At 72.6% G+C, this 18,775-nt stretch carries 17 protein-coding genes and 1 pseudogene; 8 read left to right on the forward strand and 10 right to left on the reverse strand.

Annotated features, from left to right (window positions below):
- Positions 1–59: 59 nt before the first annotated feature.
- From ABZ342_RS30825 to ABZ342_RS30835, 3 genes and pseudogenes are all read right to left on the reverse strand, one after another.
- Positions 60–1,634, reverse strand: a pseudogene (locus tag ABZ342_RS30825) (NAD(P)/FAD-dependent oxidoreductase); the annotation flags it as partial.
- An 87-nt stretch (positions 1,635–1,721) separates the two neighbouring features.
- The gene (locus ABZ342_RS30830; protein WP_360480279.1) at positions 1,722–2,894 is read right to left on the reverse strand and encodes a GAF domain-containing protein; all 1,173 of its coding nucleotides are present in this window, start codon (positions 2,892–2,894) and stop codon (positions 1,722–1,724) included.
- Positions 2,895–3,139: 245 nt separating this feature from the next.
- On the reverse strand, positions 3,140–3,883 hold the full coding sequence (locus tag ABZ342_RS30835) for a sigma-70 family RNA polymerase sigma factor (RefSeq protein ID WP_360480282.1): 744 nt from the start codon (positions 3,881–3,883) through the stop codon (positions 3,140–3,142).
- A gap of 95 nt (positions 3,884–3,978) precedes the next feature.
- Between ABZ342_RS30835 and ABZ342_RS30840 the strand changes: the two genes are divergently transcribed.
- Both ABZ342_RS30840 and ABZ342_RS30845 read left to right on the forward strand, forming a co-directional pair.
- Entirely contained in the window at positions 3,979–4,659 is a 681-nt protein-coding gene (locus ABZ342_RS30840; RefSeq protein ID WP_360480285.1) for a TetR/AcrR family transcriptional regulator, read from the forward strand.
- 78 nt (positions 4,660–4,737) lie between these two features.
- On the forward strand, positions 4,738–5,727 hold the full coding sequence (locus ABZ342_RS30845) for a TerC family protein (RefSeq protein ID WP_155543314.1): 990 nt from the start codon (positions 4,738–4,740) through the stop codon (positions 5,725–5,727).
- Here ABZ342_RS30845 and ABZ342_RS30850 read toward each other — a convergent pair.
- Positions 5,707–6,123 carry a VOC family protein gene (locus ABZ342_RS30850; RefSeq protein WP_360480288.1) on the reverse strand — a complete coding sequence of 139 codons (417 nt, stop codon included), beginning with the start codon at positions 6,121–6,123 and terminating at the stop codon, positions 5,707–5,709. The genes ABZ342_RS30845 and ABZ342_RS30850 overlap by 21 nt on opposite strands.
- 22 nt (positions 6,124–6,145) lie before the next feature.
- Here ABZ342_RS30850 and ABZ342_RS30855 point away from each other — a divergent pair, with 22 nt between their 5' ends.
- The 3 genes from ABZ342_RS30855 (at position 6,146) to ABZ342_RS30865 (ending at position 8,127) form a co-directional block, all read left to right on the forward strand.
- A complete protein-coding gene (locus ABZ342_RS30855; protein ID WP_360480291.1) occupies positions 6,146–6,799 on the forward strand; it encodes a GntR family transcriptional regulator in 654 nt (217 codons plus the stop codon).
- Positions 6,800–7,094: 295 nt separating this feature from the next.
- Positions 7,095–7,244: a hypothetical protein gene (locus tag ABZ342_RS30860; RefSeq protein WP_360480294.1), complete on the forward strand. Its 150-nt coding sequence runs from the start codon at positions 7,095–7,097 to the stop codon at positions 7,242–7,244.
- A gap of 64 nt (positions 7,245–7,308) precedes the next feature.
- Positions 7,309–8,127 carry a DUF427 domain-containing protein gene (locus ABZ342_RS30865; RefSeq protein ID WP_360480297.1) on the forward strand — a complete coding sequence of 273 codons (819 nt, stop codon included), beginning with the start codon at positions 7,309–7,311 and terminating at the stop codon, positions 8,125–8,127.
- Here the strand turns inward: ABZ342_RS30865 and ABZ342_RS30870 are convergent.
- The 3 genes from ABZ342_RS30870 to ABZ342_RS30880 form a co-directional block, all read right to left on the reverse strand.
- Positions 8,122–10,059, reverse strand: coding sequence for a DNA/RNA non-specific endonuclease (locus tag ABZ342_RS30870; protein ID WP_360480300.1), 1,938 nt, complete (start codon positions 10,057–10,059; stop codon positions 8,122–8,124). The genes ABZ342_RS30865 and ABZ342_RS30870 overlap by 6 nt on opposite strands.
- Before the next feature lie 158 nt (positions 10,060–10,217).
- Positions 10,218–11,834, reverse strand: a complete 1,617-nt coding sequence (locus ABZ342_RS30875; RefSeq protein WP_360480303.1) for a CocE/NonD family hydrolase — start codon at positions 11,832–11,834, stop codon at positions 10,218–10,220.
- Positions 11,831–12,430 carry a TetR/AcrR family transcriptional regulator gene (locus ABZ342_RS30880; RefSeq protein ID WP_360480306.1) on the reverse strand — a complete coding sequence of 200 codons (600 nt, stop codon included), beginning with the start codon at positions 12,428–12,430 and terminating at the stop codon, positions 11,831–11,833. Before ABZ342_RS30880 ends, ABZ342_RS30875 begins: the two co-directional genes overlap by 4 nt.
- A 92-nt stretch (positions 12,431–12,522) precedes the next feature.
- On the opposite strand from ABZ342_RS30880, the gene ABZ342_RS30885 reads away from it, so the two are divergent.
- A complete protein-coding gene (locus ABZ342_RS30885; RefSeq protein WP_360480309.1) occupies positions 12,523–13,536 on the forward strand; it encodes an alcohol dehydrogenase catalytic domain-containing protein in 1,014 nt (337 codons plus the stop codon).
- 29 nt (positions 13,537–13,565) lie between these two features.
- Here the strand turns inward: ABZ342_RS30885 and ABZ342_RS30890 are convergent, their stop codons facing one another.
- Positions 13,566–15,185, reverse strand: coding sequence for an adenylate/guanylate cyclase domain-containing protein (locus tag ABZ342_RS30890; protein ID WP_360480312.1), 1,620 nt, complete (start codon positions 15,183–15,185; stop codon positions 13,566–13,568).
- 214 nt (positions 15,186–15,399) lie between these two features.
- Between ABZ342_RS30890 and ABZ342_RS30895 the strand changes: the two genes are divergently transcribed.
- Both ABZ342_RS30895 and ABZ342_RS30900 read left to right on the forward strand, forming a co-directional pair.
- The gene (locus ABZ342_RS30895) at positions 15,400–16,317 is read left to right on the forward strand and encodes a diiron oxygenase (RefSeq protein ID WP_360480315.1); all 918 of its coding nucleotides are present in this window, start codon (positions 15,400–15,402) and stop codon (positions 16,315–16,317) included.
- Position 16,318: 1 nt separating this feature from the next.
- Positions 16,319–17,770, forward strand: coding sequence for an FAD-dependent oxidoreductase (locus tag ABZ342_RS30900; RefSeq protein WP_360480318.1), 1,452 nt, complete (start codon positions 16,319–16,321; stop codon positions 17,768–17,770).
- Between the two features lie 20 nt (positions 17,771–17,790).
- Here ABZ342_RS30900 and ABZ342_RS30905 read toward each other — a convergent pair whose 3' ends face one another.
- Positions 17,791–18,318: a pyridoxamine 5'-phosphate oxidase family protein gene (locus ABZ342_RS30905; protein WP_360480321.1), complete on the reverse strand. Its 528-nt coding sequence runs from the start codon at positions 18,316–18,318 to the stop codon at positions 17,791–17,793.
- A 2-nt stretch (positions 18,319–18,320) separates the two neighbouring features.
- Positions 18,321–18,752 carry a helix-turn-helix domain-containing protein gene (locus ABZ342_RS30910; RefSeq protein WP_360480324.1) on the reverse strand — a complete coding sequence of 144 codons (432 nt, stop codon included), beginning with the start codon at positions 18,750–18,752 and terminating at the stop codon, positions 18,321–18,323.
- Positions 18,753–18,775 lie beyond the last annotated feature (23 nt).

Genomic DNA, 18,775 nt, shown 5'->3' on the forward strand with positions numbered 1-18,775 from the left:
GGCAGCACGCTCGGCATGGGCCGCACGCCGATCCGCGAAGCGCTGAAACGCCTCGAGTCCGAGTCCTGGCTGATCAGGTCCGCCGCCCAGCCGTTCATCGAGCCGTACCCGGTCGCGTAGACGACGAGGTCGGCCTCCAGCTCGGTGCCGTCGTCGAGCTTCACGGAGTTCTCCGTCAGCTCGACGACCTGGCCGTGGGCGAGCTTGACGTCGCCGTTCGCCACCAGGTCCGCCGCGCCGACGTCGATGTAGTAGCCCGAGCCGCGGCGCAGGTACTTCATGAAGAGGCCGGAGTCGTCGTCACCCCAGTCGTGCCGGAAACCCGCGCCTTCGAGCCGGTCGTAGAACTCCTGGTCGCGCTCCTTGATCGCCGCGTACACCGGCTGCTGGAAGGTGTGCATGATCCGGTAGGGGAGCGACGCGAACGTCAGGTCCGCCTTCTGCGTCGTCATCCCGGCGGCCAGCGCGCGTTCCGAGTAGAGGTCGCCGAGCCCGAGGTCCATCAGGGAGTCCGACCTGACGATGTGCGTCGAGCTGCGCTGGATCATCGTGACGTCGGCGCCGGCTTCCCACAGCGCGCCGCAGATGTCGAACGCCGAGTTGTTGGAGCCGATGATCACGGCTTTCTTGCCGCGGTAGGCGTCCGGGCCGGGGTGCTGCGAGCTGTGGTGCTGCTCGCCGCGGAAGAGATCCTGTCCCGGCAACGAAGGAACATTCGGCTTGCCCGACATGCCGGTCGCCAATACCAGCTGCTTCGGCTTGAGGACGACTTCTTCGCCGTCGCGGTCCAGGACGACCGTCCATTCCTTCGCTTCTTCGTCGTAGGAGGCGCTCTTGCAGGTCGTCGACGACCAGTAGTTCACCTCCATGACCTTCGTGTACATCTCGAGCCAGTCGGCGATCTTGTCCTTCGGCGCGAACACCGGCCAGGTGCGCGGGAAGTCGAGGTAGGGCAGGTGGTCGTACCAGACGGGGTCGTGCAGGCACAGTGACTTGTACCGGCCGCGCCACTGGTCGCCGGGCCGCGCGTACCGGTCGACGACGACGTGGTCCACGCCGAGCTGGCGCAGCCGGGCCCCGAGCGCGATCCCGCCCTGCCCGCCGCCGATCACGACGACGTACGGCTGGCGCGTCGTGCCCAGTTCGTCCGCTTCCGCCTGCCGTGCTTCGGACCACGTGACGCGTTCGCGGTTGACGCCGTGCTCCGCGCCCTTCGGCCGGGTCGTGCCGAGCGGCTCCTCGTGGCCCTTCAGCTCGTAGAGCGTCGTGAGGAACGTGAACGCGCCTTCGTCGTTGAGCCGCAGGTGTCCGCGGCCGCGGCCGGCCGCCGTCTCGAACCCGATCCACGCCTCGACGATCCCGTTCGCTTCGGTCGGCTCCTCGCTGGCGTGGAAGCCGTGGGCGTCGGCGGTGTCCATGGTGCCCAGGAGGAGATCCTTGACGCCGTCACGGTTTTCGACGGTCTTGAGGTTCCAGGTGAAGGCGATGAGGTCGCGCCAGAACGACGTCGTGGCGAACAGGGCCGCGGCCCGGTCGGCGTCCCGGGCCGCGAGCGCGGCCTCGAAGCCGGCGAGCCAGTCTTCGACGCGCTGCCGGGCACCGACGGCCGCGGCCGGTTCGAGGGTCTGGGTCATGAGCGGACCTCCCGTCGGGCACCGTCTTCGTCGGCGGCGCGTTCAGAGCAGCCAACCCCGGCGGGCCGGGTCCGCGAAAGGGTTGCCCTAGGGTTGCATCAGCACGACTTCGACGCCGGGCGCGATCCGGTACGGCCGGGCGAGCAGCAGGCTGCCGACCAGCTTGCGCAGCCGCGACAGCTCCGCGCGGACGGTCACCAGGTGCGTGCGGTCGCCGTAGAGCGTCTCCGACAGCTGCGCCGCCGACACCCCGGCCGGGCCGGCGGTCGCGATCAGCCGCAGCAGGTCCGCCTGCCGCCGGCCCAGCGGGTGCGTCCACCGGGCCGAGCCTTCGACGATGGCGCGCGGCGGGTCGAGTTCGAGGGTGAGCCGCAGGATTTCGCGGCGGCTCGGCCGCAGCAGCCACCCGCCGGGCACCGGCTCGGGCTCGCACGCGCCGACCCCGCGGACCGCGACGGGGACACCGTGCCGGGGTGCGGCGACGCGGTCGATGCCGGAGACGCCGCGCTGGGCGGCGACCCAGCCGTGGTCGTCGACGACGAGGCCGGTGGTGCTCAACAGGGGGCCGGACAGTCGGCGCAGCGCCTCGAGCCGGACCTCGTGCCGCTGACGCAGGACGGCCTCGGCCAGCCGCACCGACGTCCCGACCAGGGCGACGGTCATCGGGTGGACGGTCTCGGCCGGGCCGCTGACGTCGACGATCCCGAGCAGCTCGCCGGTCCGCGGGTCGTGCACCGGGTAGGCGGTGCAGGCCCACGAGTGGTGGGAGCGCACGAAGTGCTCGGCGGCGAACATCTGCACCGGGGCGGCCTCGGCCAGCGCCGTCCCGATCGCGTTGCTGCCGATGGCGGGCTCCGACCAGGTGGCGCCTTCGGTGAAGCCGAGCGAGTCGGCGCGGTGGCGCACCCCGCGCGCGCCTTCGCGCCAGAGGACGACGCCGTCGGCGTCGGTGACGACCATCAGGTGGTGCGCGTCTTCGGCGACCGACGTCAGCGCGCCCCGGAGTTCGGGGAGGACTTCGCGGAGCCGGGAGCCGGTCCGCCGCCGTTCGACCTCGGCGGCGCCGACCGGATCGGGCGCGGGCGGCCGATCGGGATCGACACCCTGCGCGGCGACCCGGCGCCACGAGCGTTCGACCAGCCGTCGCGGAGCGGTCCGAGGCGCCCGCCCGGCCAGGACGGCGTCATGGATACCGGCGAGCAGCCGGGCGTGCCCGGCGACATCGGTGCCGGGCCGGACCGCGCAGACTTCGTCGTCCACCGCCACCTCCTGGGCCGGCTTTACGGTAACCCGGGGGAGTGGGGGCAGGGCAACCTTCACGCAACCTCCGGAGGACCCGAGTACCCGGGCGGACGACTCGCGTGCCTGGATGGACGACACGCGTACCCAGGCGGACGACACGTGTGCCTGGATGGACGACACGTGCTTGGGCGGACGACACGTGTGTCTGGGCGGACGACACGTGTGCCTGGATGGACGACACGGCGGGCGATCCCGCCTGCGGGTCAGCCGGTGAGGCGGGCCGCGGAGCCCGGGAGTTCGCGGTTCGCCTCGTCCAGGCCCGTGGCCACCTTCCGGCACGAGCCGCAGCCCGCGATGTGGTCCGCCACCACGCTCGCGCGGCGCGGGGACAACGCTCCCCGGACCCACGCGCCCATGCGACGGCGTGGTTCGCGGCAGACCGGCTCCTCCGCATCGGGCACCTGGACCTGCAGGTACGCCTGGCGCAGCCCCTCCCGCGCCCGCATCGCCAGCGCCGACACGCTGTTCGGCGTCAGGCCCAGCAGCGGCGCGGCCTCCGTCGGCGTGTCGCCCTCGGCCTCGGTCCGCCAGAGCACCGTCCGCCACCGGCCCGGCAGCGTGCAGTACGCCGACCACACGAGCTTCTCGTTCGACCGGTGCAGGGCCAGCTCGTCGGCACCGCTCGACGGCGTCTCGGGGACCGTTTCGCACAGGTCGACCCGGCTGCGCTGCCGGCTCCACCGCGACACCAGGTTCCGCAGCGTCACGACGAGGTAGGGCCGCAGGTCGCCGGCCGGGCCGCCACCGGCGTGGACGACGGCGAGCACCCGCACGAACGTCTCGGCCACCAGGTCGTCGCGCTCCGCGGGCTGCTTCGCCCACGCCGCCGCGGTCCGGCGCAGCGGTTCGGCGTGCCGGCGGAACAGCGCGCCGCCGGCGTCGAGGTCACCGGCGCGGAGGGCGGCGAGCAGCACCGCGTCCGGCGGCTCCTCGTCGGCGTTGCTCATCGACACTCTCCGTGGCCGGGTGGCACCCAAAGTTAGCGGTACGGCAGTGTATGCCACACGGCCCGCCGCGACACTCCACCACTAGAATCCCGCCGATGACATCGACGGACACACCGCGACCGCCCGACGGCCGGGCCGCGCGGTGGGCCGGCCAGCGCGACCGCCGTCGCCGCGAGTTCGTCGAAGCGGGCCTGCGCGCGATCGCGCGGCACGGACCCGAGGTGTCCACCGAGCAGATCGCCGACGAAGCCGGCGTCGCCCGCACGCGGCTGTACCGCCACTTCGACGGCGCCGCCGACCTGCAGCACGCGATCGCCGTCCGGGTCGCGGAGCTGGTCACCGCGGAGTTCGCGCCGCTGCGGAACCCGAGCGGCACGCCGATGGAGCTGATCCGCGCGGCGATCGGCGCGCACACCCGCTGGCTGGCCGAGCACGGAGCCCTCTACCGCTACCTGACCAAGCACGCGCTGTCGGGCACCCGCGACGTCTTCGCCGACGGCAAGTCCGCGATCGCGCGGCAGCTGACCGTGGTGTTCGAGCACTACCTCGGACTGTTCGGAGTGGACACCCGCGTCTGTGAAGCGGTCGCCTACGGGCTGGTCGGCCTGGTGGAGTCGAGCACCTCGCGCTGGCTGGAGAACCCGCGCGGCGTCGACCGCGCCGAGCTGGCCGCGCTGCTGGCGCACTGGGTCTGGCGGATCGTCGACGACACCCTGCGCGCCGGCGGCCTCGAGCTCGACCCGCACACCGAGCTGGCGGCGGCGCACCTCGGCTGATCCGTCCACTGTGGACTTCTGGTGCGCGTTCGCGGCCCGCGCCCTACGATCGCGGCAGGCACGGGAGCGGGGGAGCGGATGGGCGTCGGCACCTGGGTGGTCACCATCGGCGTCGTGCTGGCGCTGCTCGCGGTCGACCTCGTCGTCGCCGCGCTCCGGCCGCACCGGGTCGGGTTCGGCGAGGCCGTCGCCTGGTCGGTGGGCTACATCCTGGTCGCGGTCGCCTTCGGCGTCTGGCTGACGCTGGCCCACGGCGGTGAGCTCGGCACCGAGTACTTCGCCGGCTACATCGTCGAGAAGAGCCTGTCGGTCGACAACCTGTTCGTGTTCGTGATCATCATGACGACGTTCGCCGTTCCCGAGGAGCACCAGCACAAGGTGCTCACGTTCGGGATCATCCTCGCGCTCGTGATGCGGGCGATCTTCATCCTGGTGGGCGCGACGCTCCTCTCGCTGTTCTCGTTCATGTTCCTGCTCTTCGGGCTGCTGCTGATCTACACCGGCGTGCAGCTGTTCCGGCACCGCGACGCCGACCCCGACATCGAGCACAACGTCGTGGTCCGGACGGCCCGCCGCCTGCTGCCGGTGTCCGACGCCTACGACGGCGGCCGGCTGCTCACCCGGGTCTCCGGCCGCCGGATGGTGACGCCGCTGGTGGTCGTCCTGGTCGCGATCGGCGGCGTCGACCTGCTGTTCGCCCTGGACTCGATCCCGGCGGTCTTCGGCGTCACCGACGAGCCGTACGTCGTGTTCGCCGCGAACGCGTTCGCGCTGCTCGGCCTGCGGGCCCTGTACTTCCTGGTGAAGGGCCTGCTCGACCGGCTGGTGTACCTCTCCGCCGGGCTCGCGGTCATCCTCGCGTTCATCGGGGTGAAGCTGATCCTGCACTGGGCGCACGTCGACATCGACGCGCGCGTCCCGGAGATCGCCACGCCGGTGAGCCTCGCGGTGATCATCGGCGTCCTGGCCGTCGTGACGGTCGCCAGCCTGGTCAAGACCCGGCGCGACCCGGCCGCGAAGGCGCACCCGGGATCGTTGCGGGGATCGTCAGACCGCGAAGACCTGTGAGTCGTCGGCGAAGGCCTTGAACTCCAGCGCGTTGCCGGCGGGGTCGAGCAGGAACATCGTCCACTGCTCGCCGGGCTGACCCTCGAAGCGGACGTACGGCTCGATCACGAACTCGGTCCCGGCCGCCCGCAACCGCTCGGCGAGCGCCTTGAACTCGTCGACCTCGAGGATCAGGCCGAAGTGCGGGACCGGCACGTCGTGGCCGTCGACGGGGTTGTGGACGCGCTGGGGCCGTCCGGGCGCCAGGTGCGTCACGAACTGGTGGCCGTGGAGGTTCCAGTCGACCCAGGTGTCGGCGCTGCGGCCCTGGGCGAGGCCGAGGACTTCGCCGTAGAAGCGACGGGCGGCGGCCAGGTCGTCGACCGGCATGGCGAGGTGGAAGCGGGGGATCGTCATGTCTGAATGTTAACATTAGGACATGAGTGCTCAAGTGGCTCCGGCACGCCGGCGCGGGCTCGCCGACGAGGTGGCCGACCGCATCCGCGACGCAATCTTCGACGGGACGTACGCGCCGGGAAGCCAGCTGCGCGAGGTGGAGCTGGCGGAAGCGCTGGGCGTCAGCCGCGGGCCGGTGCGGGAGGCGCTGCTCAGGCTGGAGCGCGAGGGGCTCGTGCGCGGCGAATGGCACCGGGGCACCACGGTGACGTCACTGTCCGAAGTGGACGTCGCCGAGCTGGACAGCCTGAGGGCCGCGCTGGAGCAGCTCGCCGTCGGGCTGGTGATCGACCGCGCACCGCACCTGGACGCGGTCGACGCCGCCGTGGCGCGCATGGAACGGGCGGCGGACGCGCACGAGATGGTCCGCTGCGACCTCGCGTTCCACGACGCGATCTACGCGGCCGCGGGACACCGGCGCCTGGGCGAGGCGTGGGAGGCGATCCGTTCGCAGGTCCACCTGTTCCTGCTGACCCGGATCGGCGTCGACACGGACGGCTATCTGGCGGGCATCCCGGCCGAACACCGGCAGCTCGCCGACGCCCTGCGGGCCGGCGACCGGGAAGCGGCGCTGGAACGCTTCGCGACCCACCGGCAGCACGCGTTCGACATCCTCACCAGGCGGAATCCGGGGTGACGGATGGCCAACCCCGCGCGGCTCCGGCCTGACCGGCGAGCCGCGGCGCTGCTCGCGATCCGGCGCCGCCCGGTCCGGCGGTGATGCGGCCCAGCCGGCCCGGCTGGCGGTGGTGCGGCTCAGCCGGCCCGGCTGGCGGTGGTGCGGCCTATCCCGGCCAGCCCAGCGCAGCCGGAGGTGGTGCGGCCCGGCCCAGCGGCCGCCGCTCGCGGCCGGGGCGCGGTGCGGTTGGCGGTGGGGCGTCGCGGTCACCCGGCAGGTGAAGCGGCTTGCGGGTGGTGGTGCGTCGGCCCGCGTGGAGACGGCGCGGCCGCCGGCGTTCCCGGGCCAGCGGCTGGCGGTGCTGGTCCGGCCGGACGCGTATCTGGCGTGGGCTTCGGTCGGCGAGCTGGACGAGAACGACCTTCGCGAGGCGATGACGACCCGGCTCGGCCCGGCCGGGTAAGACCACCGCGCACGGCGCGGGCGGGTGTTGACGGCACCGCCCGCCGGCGCGGATCGTGGGATCCATGGCGACACGCATGGGCGCTCGGTTCACCGGTGACCTGGCCGAACTGCGGTACGAACCGGTGGCCAAGCGCGTCCGCGCCGTCGCGGGTGGACGGACGTTCGCCGACTCGCGGCGGGCCGTGCTGGTCTGGGAACCGAAGAGGGTCGTCCCGTCCTACGCCTTCCCCCTGCCGGACCTCCGCGCGACGCCGACCCCGTCGGACGACGCGCCGGCGCCGGAACACCCGGTCCAGCTCGCCGAAGGCGGCCCGCCGGTTCTCGACCCGCGGACCGCCTTCGCCGTGCACACCTGCCCGGGCGAGCCGCTGACCCTCGACAGCGACGGCGTGACGCTGCCGGGCGCGGGCTTCCGGCCCGCCGACGACGACCTGGCGCAGCACGTCGTCCTCGACTTCGCGGCCTTCGACGAGTGGCTCGAGGAGGCCGAACCGATCGTCGGCCACCCGCGGGACCCGTTCGCGCGCATCGACGTCCGGCGCAGTGACAGCCGGGTGCGGATCGAGGTGGACGGCGTCGTCGTGGCCGACTCGGCCGCGCCCCGCCTGCTGTTCGAAACCGGCATCACCACCCGCTACTACCTGCCGCGCGAAGACGTCCGGATGGACCTGCTCACGCCGTCGGACACGCGCACCACCTGCGCCTACAAGGGCCACGCGAGCTACTGGTCGGTCGGCGCGCACCGCGATCTCGCCTGGACCTACGACGAGCCGCTGTCCGACGCGCGGGACGTCGCCGGGTACATCGCCTTCCTCACCGAACGCGTGGACGTCGTCCTGGACGGCGAGCGCCTGCCGCGTCCGGTGACGCCGTGGTCATAGCAGCAGGTCGTCGACGTCCCCGATCTCCCGCACCGGGCCGGTCGATTCCAGGCGCTCCAACGGATCGGCGTCGGTGAGCGCGCCGAACGACAGGCCGGTGAGGTCGGCGATCCGGCGCACCGGCACCTGGTACGTGCGGTAGGCGCCGTAGTCGAACTCGCCCGCGACCTCCAGGCCGTGGATGAGCTCTTCCTGGCTCAGCAGGTACGCGGTCGCCGAGAGCGTGCCGTCGGCCCTGACCATCGCGACGACCTTCCAGAACTGCCGCGGCAGCTGGACGCCGCGGTACCGGTCGTCGTCCTCGGCGAGCACCGGGCCGGTCACCACGCTGACCTTCAGATCGTGGTTGTCCGCGTTGTTCAGCACGTAGTCCTCGAGCCCGGCCCACGTGGTCTTGTTCTGGTTGAAGTCCTCGTGCTGCGGTGAGCAGTTCGTGAAGTGGAACGTGTCGTCGTTGCCGAGCTGCGCGATCGCGGCCGTCGCGCCCCACGCCGGGTCCAGGCGGCGGACCAGGTGCCCGCGGTCGAGCGGGTTGGCCCGGTAGATCTCCTCGCCGACCTGCTCGCCGGCGTCGACGCGCGGGTCGAGCGACCACCGGTCCGCCTCGCGCCGCAGCGGCTGGCTGGTGCGGCCGTCGATGTTGACGGCGGTGAAGAAGGCCAGGCGCCGCACCTTGTTCAGGACGACGCTGAAGTGGTGGTAGGGCAGGACGTACCGCGGTTCGCCCGCCGCCTGCCGGTTGGTCGCGGCCAGCGCGGCGAGCGCGTCGGACAGGCCGGGCAGCGGCACGGTGTGCCCGGGCAGGAAGTCCGGGTCGTAGCCTTCGCGGTTCGAGTAGTCGGGGTCGATCCGGATGGACTCCGGCGCCGCGGGCGGTTCGGCGCGCAGCCGGATGTCGACCGGTAGCGTCAAAGTGAGCGGCTGCGCGGCGCCGTCGGGGACCGGCCGGGCCGGTGTGCCGCGCTCGGGCCGGGTGGCGAGCCGGTCGAGCAGGGCCTGCCGGTCCGGGGTGAACCGCTGCCCGCGCAGGAACTCCAGCAGCCGGCTGACGCGGATCCCCTCGTTGAGGAAACCGCCGTACTCCGCGTGTCCTTCGGCCGGGACGCTGGCGTGGTGCAGCGCCACGACCTCCCACTGGTCGTTGAACACCGGCGAGCCCGACGACCCGGGTTCGGTGTCGGTTTCGTAGTGCAGGAACTTTTCCAGGACGTCGACGATCCGGTTTTCCCGCAGCGCCACCTGCTTCTTGCCGCCGCGCGGGTGCTGGATGATGGTGACGAAGTCGCCGACGATCGCCTTGCCCTCGCTGCCGATCAGCCGGTTGAACCCGAACGGCCGCAGCTCGTCCGCGGACGCTTTCACGGCGACGAGCGCGAAGTCGAGAGTCTCGTCGGCGACGAAGAAGCGGTCCGGGTCGAGCCCGAACGCGCGCACCGGCCGGGGCAGGCCGTCGACGCCGTCCTGGTAGTCGAACTCGATGACGCTCGACCCGGCCGTCGCGGCGTCCGGCAGCACGTGGTGGTTGGTGAGCAGCAGGTCCGGGGAGATCATCGACCCGGTGCCGTACCCGGTGAGCCGGCCGCGGCCGTCGCGGATGTTGACCCGCCCGATCGCGGCCGACGCCGTGACACCGCCTTCGAGGTAGCCCACGCCGAGGAGGTCGTCGGTGAGCACGATCCGTTCGAGGATCACGCCGGCGTCCGCCATCGCCTTCGGGTCGCCGGCCGCGATCGCCGCCGGGTTCACCGGCCGCACGTCGGGGTAGTAGCGGCCGAGCCGGTCGATCCGGGTGGCGACGCGGCTGGGCTCGTCGGCCTCGGCGATGCCGCCGGGCTTGCGCAGCAAGGCGATCTTCGCCCGCCGGGCCCCGGTGCGCTCGGCGGCGCGCGCGGCCGCGGCTCGCTCCTGTTCGGACTGTCGGTCCGTCTGCACGTCCACAATGCCTCCCCGGCGGCCGGAAACATCGCGTAAGTCGGGTTTTCCCGGAACGCGTTACAGGATTCGCGGGGTGTCGCCGTAAATTGTTTTTCAGGCCATCGTGCGTTGTTTTCGCTGTGTAACGGGAAATCGGGAAAATAACCGCCCGCGGCTCAGGAGCGCACCGGGAGCACGATCGCCGACGCGTGGGCCGGGTCGTGGTGGACCTCCTGGTCCGCGGCGCGCAGCGTCGTCGCGGTGGCGTGGGACTCGCCGGTGCCGGGATTGCGGGCGAAGCGGGGGAACGCGCCGCTCGACACCTGGACGCGGATGCGGTGCCCGCGCCGGAACCGGTGCGCTGTCGGCCACATCCGCACGGTCACCGCGGCGAGTTCGTCGGCGCCGGTCAGGCTGGTGAGGCCGTCGCAGATGTTGACCGACCGACCGGCGGGATCGACGTCGCAGAGCCGGACGAACACGTCGGCGAACGGCAGGCTGCTGCGGAACCAGATCTCCGCGGTCACTTCGCCGATGACTTCGACGTCGTCGTCGAGGACGGCCGTGGTGTGGGTGAGAACGTCGGCGCGGGCTTCCAGGGCCGCGTTGTCGACCCGGCCGGCGTCCGGGGCCATCCGCACGCCGCCGGCCGCGGGCGTCGGGTCCGCCGGGTCGTAGCGGTAGCGGCCGGGCTCCGACTCGGCGGGCGCTTCCGTCGCCAGCGCGCCGCCGGGCTGGAGGTGGAACCGTTGGGGCGCATAGCCTTCCGGCGGCCAGGAGGCGAAGTCGCGCCAGGCTTCCTCGCCCATGACGAACAGCCGGACGGGTGCGCGCTCCGGCGGCTCCTCGCCCCGGGAATGCGCGAGCCCGAACTCGACGGCCTCCCGGATGGTGAGGCTCGCGCCGGCGAGCAGGTCGGGCCGGCCGGCGTGGGTCCACGGCCCGACGGTCAGCCGGGGATGCCGTCCGGCGTCCTGCAGCGTCCGGAAGTCGCGCAGCTGGCCGGGCAGGAAGATGTCGTACCAGCCGCCGATCGAGCTCACGGGCACGGTGACGTCGGCGACGCGCGGCCGGTGGTCGATCGCCGCCCAGCGAGGGTGGTTTTCGGTGTGCGCCAGGATGTCCTGGATGTAGTCCGAGCGGTGGCCGATGGCGACGACGTCGGCCTGGGCGAGCGGGAGCGTGGTCAGTGCCCGCTCGAGCTTCTTCGCCTGGCCGCGTTGCCGGAGCAGCCCGAACCGGCGCTCCTGGACGGCGACCTGGACACCCCAGCCGAACGGCGTCTCCAGGGAAAAGCCGTCCTCTCGCAGGAACTCCAGCGTCAGGCCGGACTCGGTGACGTGCGGGATCATCGCCTTGACCTGCGGTGGCAGGCGATCGGCGACCGCCCACTGGACGAAGCCGAGGTAGCTGGGGCCGAGGAGCACCATCGCGTCGCCGAACCACGGCTGCCGCACGACCCAGTCGAGCGTCGCGAGGCCGTCTTCGCGCTCCTGCCGCAGCGGGTCGAAGACGCCGCCGGAACCGAAGCCGCCGCGGGTGCTCTGGATCAGCACCTGGAAGCCGCGTTCCGCCAGCGGCCGGGCGAAGAGCGCGCCGAACGCGCCCTTGCGGCCGTAGGGACTGCGCAGCAGCGCGGTGGGCAGGCCGTCCCCGCCCGCACGCGGCGCCCACCGGTCGGCGAGCAGCTCGGCGCTGTCGGGCATCGGGACCCGCAGGTCGCGCTGGACGACCAGGCGCCGGGTCGCCGGGGCGGGCAGCTTCAGCAGACGCTCGAAGAGACGGCTGATCACCGGCCGGCCTCCTTCGTGATCATCGAGGTGACGACCGAGCGGATCCGCGTCAGCCGGTCGGCGAAGTCGTTCGCGTCGAGGGGATCCGGCCCGTCGACGACCCAGGCGTTGACGACGGCGCCGGCCCCGCCGGTCAGGAACGTGGCCAGGTCTTCGATCCCGCGCGGGTCGAGGACGTCGCCGAACGCGCGGCCGAGGTGCCGCCGGTTGAGCGGGAGGAACACGCCGGTCATCGCCTCGGTGAACGCGAACGCGGAGGCCCCGGTCAGCAAGGCCCGGTAGAAGCGCCGGTGCGCGGCGAAGTGCCGCGCCAGCGCGAGGAGCGACGCCCGTTCGTCATCGGGGGCCGGGAGGTCGTCGATCAGCTCCCGGCGGACGAGGTCGAGCGCGGCTTCCAGCAGGAGCGAGTCGCGGTCGCCGAACTGCTGGTAGAGCACCTGCCGGCTGACGTCGGCCGCCTCGGCGATCTCCGAGACCGCGACGCCGGCGGAGTCCCGTTCGGACACGAGGTCGACGACGGCCCGCATCAACGCGGTACGCGATCGGCGCACCCGCCGGTCCTTGACGGGGGCTTCGGTCGTCCAGTCGGGCCGCATGCCCTCGATAATGGACAGATGTCAAGAAAATAGCAAGTGTTCGGTAACGGCCTTCGGCGGCTCGGTCGCGGCGGGAGTGCGAGCATGCAGCCATGTCTTCGACGATGCGGGCCTTCGTGCTCACCGGCCCCCGGCGAGGGGCCGTCCAGGAGGTCCCCGCCCCGCGCGCCGAACCGGGCGAAGTCGTCGTCGACGTCGAACGGGCCGGGGTCTGCGGCACCGACGTCGAGTTCTTCACCGGCGAGATGGCCTACCTGCACCAGGGACACTCCGCCTACCCGATGCGGCTGGGCCACGAGTGGGCGGGCACGGTTTCCGCCGTGGGGGACGGCGTCGACGCGGCCTGGCTCGGGCGGCGCGTCATGGGCGACACGATGCTCGGCGACCGGACCTGCCGCCGCTGCCGGCGGGGCCACCAGCACACCTGCGAGAACCGCCAGGAAGTCGGGATCCGCGGCGGCCGGCCCGGCGCGCTGGCCGAACGGCTCGCCGTCCCCGCGTGGTCGCTGCACGTCCTGCCCGGCGAGGTCGACGCCGTGCTCGGCGCGCTCGTCGAACCCGGCGGCAACGCGCTGCGCGCGGCGCGAGCGGCCGGCGCGGGTGCGGGCGACCGGGCGCTCGTGCTCGGCCCGGGCACGATCGGGTTGCTGACGGCGATGTTCCTGCGAGCCGCGGGCGCCGAGGTGCACGTCATGGGTGTGGGCGAGGGCGACTTCGCGCGTGGCCTCGGCTTCGAGCACGTCTGGACCCGCGCCACCCTGCCGGACCTGCCGTTCGACGCGGTCGTGGACGCGACCGGCGCCGCGGACCTGCCCGCGCTGGCCGTGGACCTCGTCGAACCGGCCGGCCGGGTCGTCTACATCGGACTGTCCGGTCGCCCGAGCACGCTCGACACCCGCGCGCTGGTGCTGAAGGACGTGACGGCGGTCGGAGTCCTGTCGGCGTCTCCGGGCTTGGCCGACACGATCGCGGCGTACGCCGGCGGAGCGGTCGACCCACGGCCGCTGGTCGCCGCCACGGTCGGGCTCGACGAGGTGGGTGCGGTGCTGGCGGGGGAGCGGGTGCCGGGACCGGGCCCGAAAGTTCACGTGGACCCGCGGCGTTAGCCGGCTGGTCGTGAGTGGGAAACAGGGTTCTAACGCTGTTTCTCACTCACGACCGTCTGGGACTCGGGAGCCGGCTCATCCCGGACCTCCTGCCGGGGCGATGCCAGAGTCGTCGGGCGGCTGCGGCCGCGCAGGGTGACGTCCTCGGTCGCCCGCCACCGGTCCGCTTCCTCCGCCGCCGCGGCCTCGACCGCCGTCCACGACGCCAGCAGGCGGCCCGGGGCGTTCTTCGCCAGCTCGGTCAGCCGGGCGGCTTCGTTGACCGGGTCGCCGATCACCGTGTACTCGAACCGGCGCGGGTCGCCGACGTTGCCCGCGACCGCGTCGCCGGTCGCGATGCCGATGCCGGCCGGGCCGTCCGGTACCTCGAGCGCCAGCCGGCGGGCGATCGCGCGGCCGGCGGCCAGCGCGCACGTCGCGTGGTCGGCGAGCGCCACCGGTGCCCCGAAGACGGCCAGCGCGGCGTCGCCGACGAACTTGTTGACCAGCCCGTGGTGCCGGTCGACCTCGTCGACCACCACCGCGAAGAACCGGTTGAGCAGGCCGACCACCTCCTCGGGCGGCCGGCTCGCGGCCAGCGCCGTCGAGCCGACCAGGTCGACGAAGAGCACCGACACCGTGCGCACCGTGCCGCCGAGCTCGGTGCTGTCCCCGGACATGCGCATGGCCTCGACGGCGACCTCGTGCCCGACGTGCCTGCCGAACAGGTCGCGCATCCGTTCCCGCTCGGCCAGCCCGGCCGTCATGTCGTTGAACCCGGCCTGCAGCAGGCCCAGCTCGGTGCCGTCGTACACCGGGATGGCCACGTCGAAGTCGCCGGCCCGGACGCGGCCCAGCGCGTCGCGGACCGACGTGATCGGGTTGACGACCGCGCGGGCGGTGAACACGGTGACCAGCAGGCCGAAACACAGCACGACCAGGCCGAGCGCGATCACCGACACCGCGAGCTTCGTCGTCGAGACGTCGCCGCGCACCCAGGCCAGCACCGCCGTGACGACCAGGCCGGCCACCGGCACCCCGGTGCCCAGGCACCAGAACAACAGCATCCGCAGGTTGACTCCGCCGCTGAGCGGGCGCGGGGGCGCGGTCCCGTCCAGGGCGCGCGCCGCGTACGGGCGCAGGGCGAACTCGCCGAAGAGGTAGGCGATCGCGCACACCACGACGCTCGCGAACGCGACGACGAGGAACACGGTCAGCGCGACGGCGGGCTGCTCGACCACGGCCAGCGCGGCGAACACCACCGTCGCCACGCCCCACAGAACGGCTTGCATGAGCGTGAGACGCAGGGGGACGCGCAGGCTGGCGACGCGTTCGGCGTCGGTCGGGTGGCGCCCTTCGGCGGCCCAGCGCAGAGTCCGCAGCGCCCCGCGGGTACCCCAGAGGGTGCCGACGACGACCGCCGCCGCGACGTAGGCGGGCACCGCGACCGCCATGACCCGCACGAGGGCGCCGGACATGCCCGGGGCGGGCATGAGCAGCGCCGCGAGCCCGACGACCACCAGCGCGCCGATGACGTTCGTGCTGATCAGGGTGGCGGTCAGCAGGCGCTGGACGCGCCGCCGCAGTACGGTGACGTCCTGGTCGAGGGGCCCGAGCAGCCCGGAGCCGAACGGCCCGGACCGGGTGGGGATGTCGCTTCGTGAATGCACCGGTTCCCGCCGTTCGACGCGATTGAGTGAACGAATGTACACCGAGCCTCGGACGGCAGGCGAGCCGGTTCACGCGGGCGAGTGGTTCAAAGCGGGACGGTGACGAGCGCCGGGCCCCGATCCTGGTCGTCGAGCCGACGGGTGTGCACTGGAACGAGTATGTGTTACGGTTGGTAACAGTGAACTCGGGTAACACCTGTCGAGGAGGTCGGCGATGACCAGCATCAGCGAACGCGAAGCGGGAACTGCGGAGCTTTCGGACCGCGAGACCACCGCGCGCCGGCTGCTGGACTCGTCGGAGCAGCTCTCCTACGACCCCGTCAAGGAGGTCGACTGGGAGACTCCGCTGGACACGGCCTTCCACGGCGCGAGTCCCGAGTGGAGCACGCTCTACGGCACGTCCTACTGGGCCGAGATGACCCCGGAGCAGCAGCGTGAGCTGACCCGCCAGGAGGCGGCGTCGGTGGCCAGCACCGGCATCTGGTTCGAGATGATCCTGCAGCAGATGATCCTGCGGGACTTCTACGCGAAGGACCCGACCGACCCGGCCTTCCAGTGGGCACTGACGGAGATCGCCGACGAATGCCGGCACTCGATCATGTTCGCCCGCGGCGCGGCGAAACTGCGCGCGCCCGCTTACCGGCCACGCCGGTTCGTCGTCGAGGCCGGCCGGATCTTCAAGGCGACCGCGACCGGCGAGGCGGCCTACGCGGCGATCCTCGTGGCCGAAGAGGTGCTCGACGTGATGCAGCGCGACTGGATGCGCGACGAGCGCGTCGTCCCGTTCGTGCGCACCATCAACAACATCCACGTCGTCGAAGAGTCGCGTCACATGAAGTTCGCGCGCGAGGAAACCCGCCAGCGGCTCGAGGGCGCCGGCTGGGTGCGGCGGCAGGTCAACGCGCTGGTCGTCGCGACCGCGTCCTACGTCATCGTCGGCAGCATGGTCAACGGCAAGGTCTACGAGAACGCCGGGCTCGACGGCAAGCGCGGCCGGCGCGAGGCGAAGGCCAACGAGCACCACAAGTCGATGCTGCGCTCGAGCTGCTCCGGGCTGATGGAGTTCCTGCACTCCGCCGGGCTGCTCACCAAGCCGGCGCTGTGGTTCTACAAGCGCGCCAACCTGATCTGACATGGCGTTCGCGATCACCCAGACCTGCTGCGCCGACGCGTCCTGCGTGACGGTGTGCCCGGTCAACTGCATCCACCCGACGCCGGACGAGCCGGATTTCGGCACGACCGACATGCTCTACGTCGACCCGGCGACCTGCATCGACTGCGGGGCGTGCGCCGACGCCTGCCCGGTCGACGCGATCTTCCCGGCCGGTGACCTGACCGGGCCGCTGAAGGTCTACGAGGAGATCAACGCGGAGTTCTACGCGGGCCGCGACGTGCTCGCCGAAGCGACCGTCGCCCCGAACTTCCACCGCTGGTCCCCGCCGGAGTTCGGCCGCGTCCTGCCGAGCGACTTCGCGGCCTTGGACGTCGCGGTCGTCGGCACCGGCCCGGCGGGCATGTACGCGGTCGAAGACCTGTTGCTGCACACGAATTCCCGGGTCACGCTGATCGACCGGCTGGCGACGCCCGGCGGGCTGATCCGCTACGGCGTCGCGCCCGACCACCCGTCGACGAAGAAGATCGCCGAGACGTTCGCCCGCTTCCACGACCACCCGCGCCTGCGGTTGCGGCTGGGCACCGAGGCCGGCCCCGAACTGGCCGGACGGCACGACGCGGTCATCTACGCGGTCGGCGCCACCGAGGCACGCCGCCTGGACGTCCCCGGTGAGGACCTGCCCGGCAGCCTGGCCGCGGCCACGGTCGTGAACTGGTACAACGGCCACCCCGACGTGCGGCCGGACGCCGTCGACCTCTCCGCCGAGCGGGTGGTCGTGGTGGGGACCGGCAACGTCGCCCTGGACATCGCCCGCATCCTCACCGCCGCGCCGGATTCGCTGAAAGGCACGTCCATCGCGCCGGCCGCGCTCGCCCGGCTGCGGTCGAGCAAGGTGCGCGAGGTCGTGCTGCTGGCCCGCCGCGGCCCCGCGGACGCCGCCTACACCCGGCCGGAGCTGCTGGCCCTCGCCGCGCGCGGCGACCTCGTCGTCGACGCGCACGATCCGCGCGTCGCGGCGGAGATCGACGCCGCGGTCCCGGGGGAGAAAGCCGCGCTGCTGCACGGGGTTCCGCGCGAAGAAGTGGACTGGTCGACGGCGCCGCCGGACGGCGCGCGCCGGATCGTCCTGCGCTTCCACTCGGCCCCGCTCGCGTTCACCGGCGACACGGAGGTCCGCGGCGTCCGCGTGACCGGCGACGTCGAGATCACCGCCGGCCGCGTGGTGCGGGCGGCCGGGTTCCGGGGCGTCCCGGTGCCGGGCCTGCCGTTCGACGAGAACACCGGGACGGTCCCGAACACGGCCGGCCGCGTCGAGCCGGGCACCTACGTGGCCGGCTGGATCAAGCGCGGCCCGTCGGGCGGCATCGGCGCGAACAAGGCGTGCGCCCGCGAGACGGTCGGCGCCCTGCTGGAGGACGCGGTCGGCGGCCGGCTGCGGACCCGGCGGCGCGGGCTGCTCCGCCGCGGCTGATCCGGCCTGATCCGGCTTGGTCAGGGCCGGTGGCTGGTGTGGGTGAACTCCACAGTGGACAGCATGGAGGCGTCCGTGGCCGAGCGGCGACGGCCGAAGGCCAGGACCTTCGCCGGCTCGACCGCGAAGACCAGCGCGTCGTGCCCGCCCTGCCGGAAACCCTCGTCCGTCGCCTCGTAGACCCAGCTGCCGTCCCACTTGGCCAACCAGGCTTCGGCGAGCCGCTCCAGCTTCGCCCGGTCGGTGACGCGCCGGGCGGCGCCTTCGACCGTCACGTCCAGGGCGTCGTCCCAGGAGTCGCGGCCCGTGGTCAGCACGACGTTCGGGTTCGCGGTCAGGTTGAGGTACTTCTGCTCGGTCTCGCCGGTCGCGAAGTGCAGGGCGCCGTCGAGCCAGATCGCGACCAGCGGGGTCACGTGCGGCCGTCCGTCGGCGCGCACCGTCGTGAGCCAGCTGATCTGGGCCGCTTCCAGGGCTTTCACCGTCTCGGCCCAGCCGGTGGCCTCGGTGCCGGGGTCGCTGAACCGTTCGTCGAGCCGGGTTTCCATGGTCACTCCGTTCGTCGGCCGGTGCCGAGGTGGGTTTCGCGCAGTTCGTCCATGAAGGCTTCCCACAGCGGGGGACCGCCCGCGGTGAGCACCTCGGCGCGCGCGGCGTACTCGTCGGTCACCGGCAGGTGCCGGACGCCCCACGCGCTGAGCTGGACGAGCACCGGGACCAGGTCGATCGCGCGCTCGGTCAGGCTGTAGGTGACCTTCTGCTTGTGCGACGGATCGCCGGCCCGGGTCAGCAGGCCGTGCTCGACGAGCACCGCCAGCCGGTCGGCGAGGACGTTCGACGAAATCCGCTCTTCGCCGCCGAGCAGCTCGCGGAAGTGCCGCGCCCCGCCGAAGACGACGTCCCGCAGCACGAGCAGCGTCCACCGGTCACCGAAGATTTCCAGCGACAGGTTGATCGGGCACCCCGACCGCGCTTCCCGCACTGCTCCCACCTCACAACTGGTTG

It is taken from the genome of Amycolatopsis sp. NPDC005961 (genome assembly GCF_040629235.1).
In the GTDB taxonomy this organism is placed as follows: Bacteria; Actinomycetota; Actinomycetes; order Mycobacteriales; family Pseudonocardiaceae; genus Amycolatopsis; species Amycolatopsis camponoti.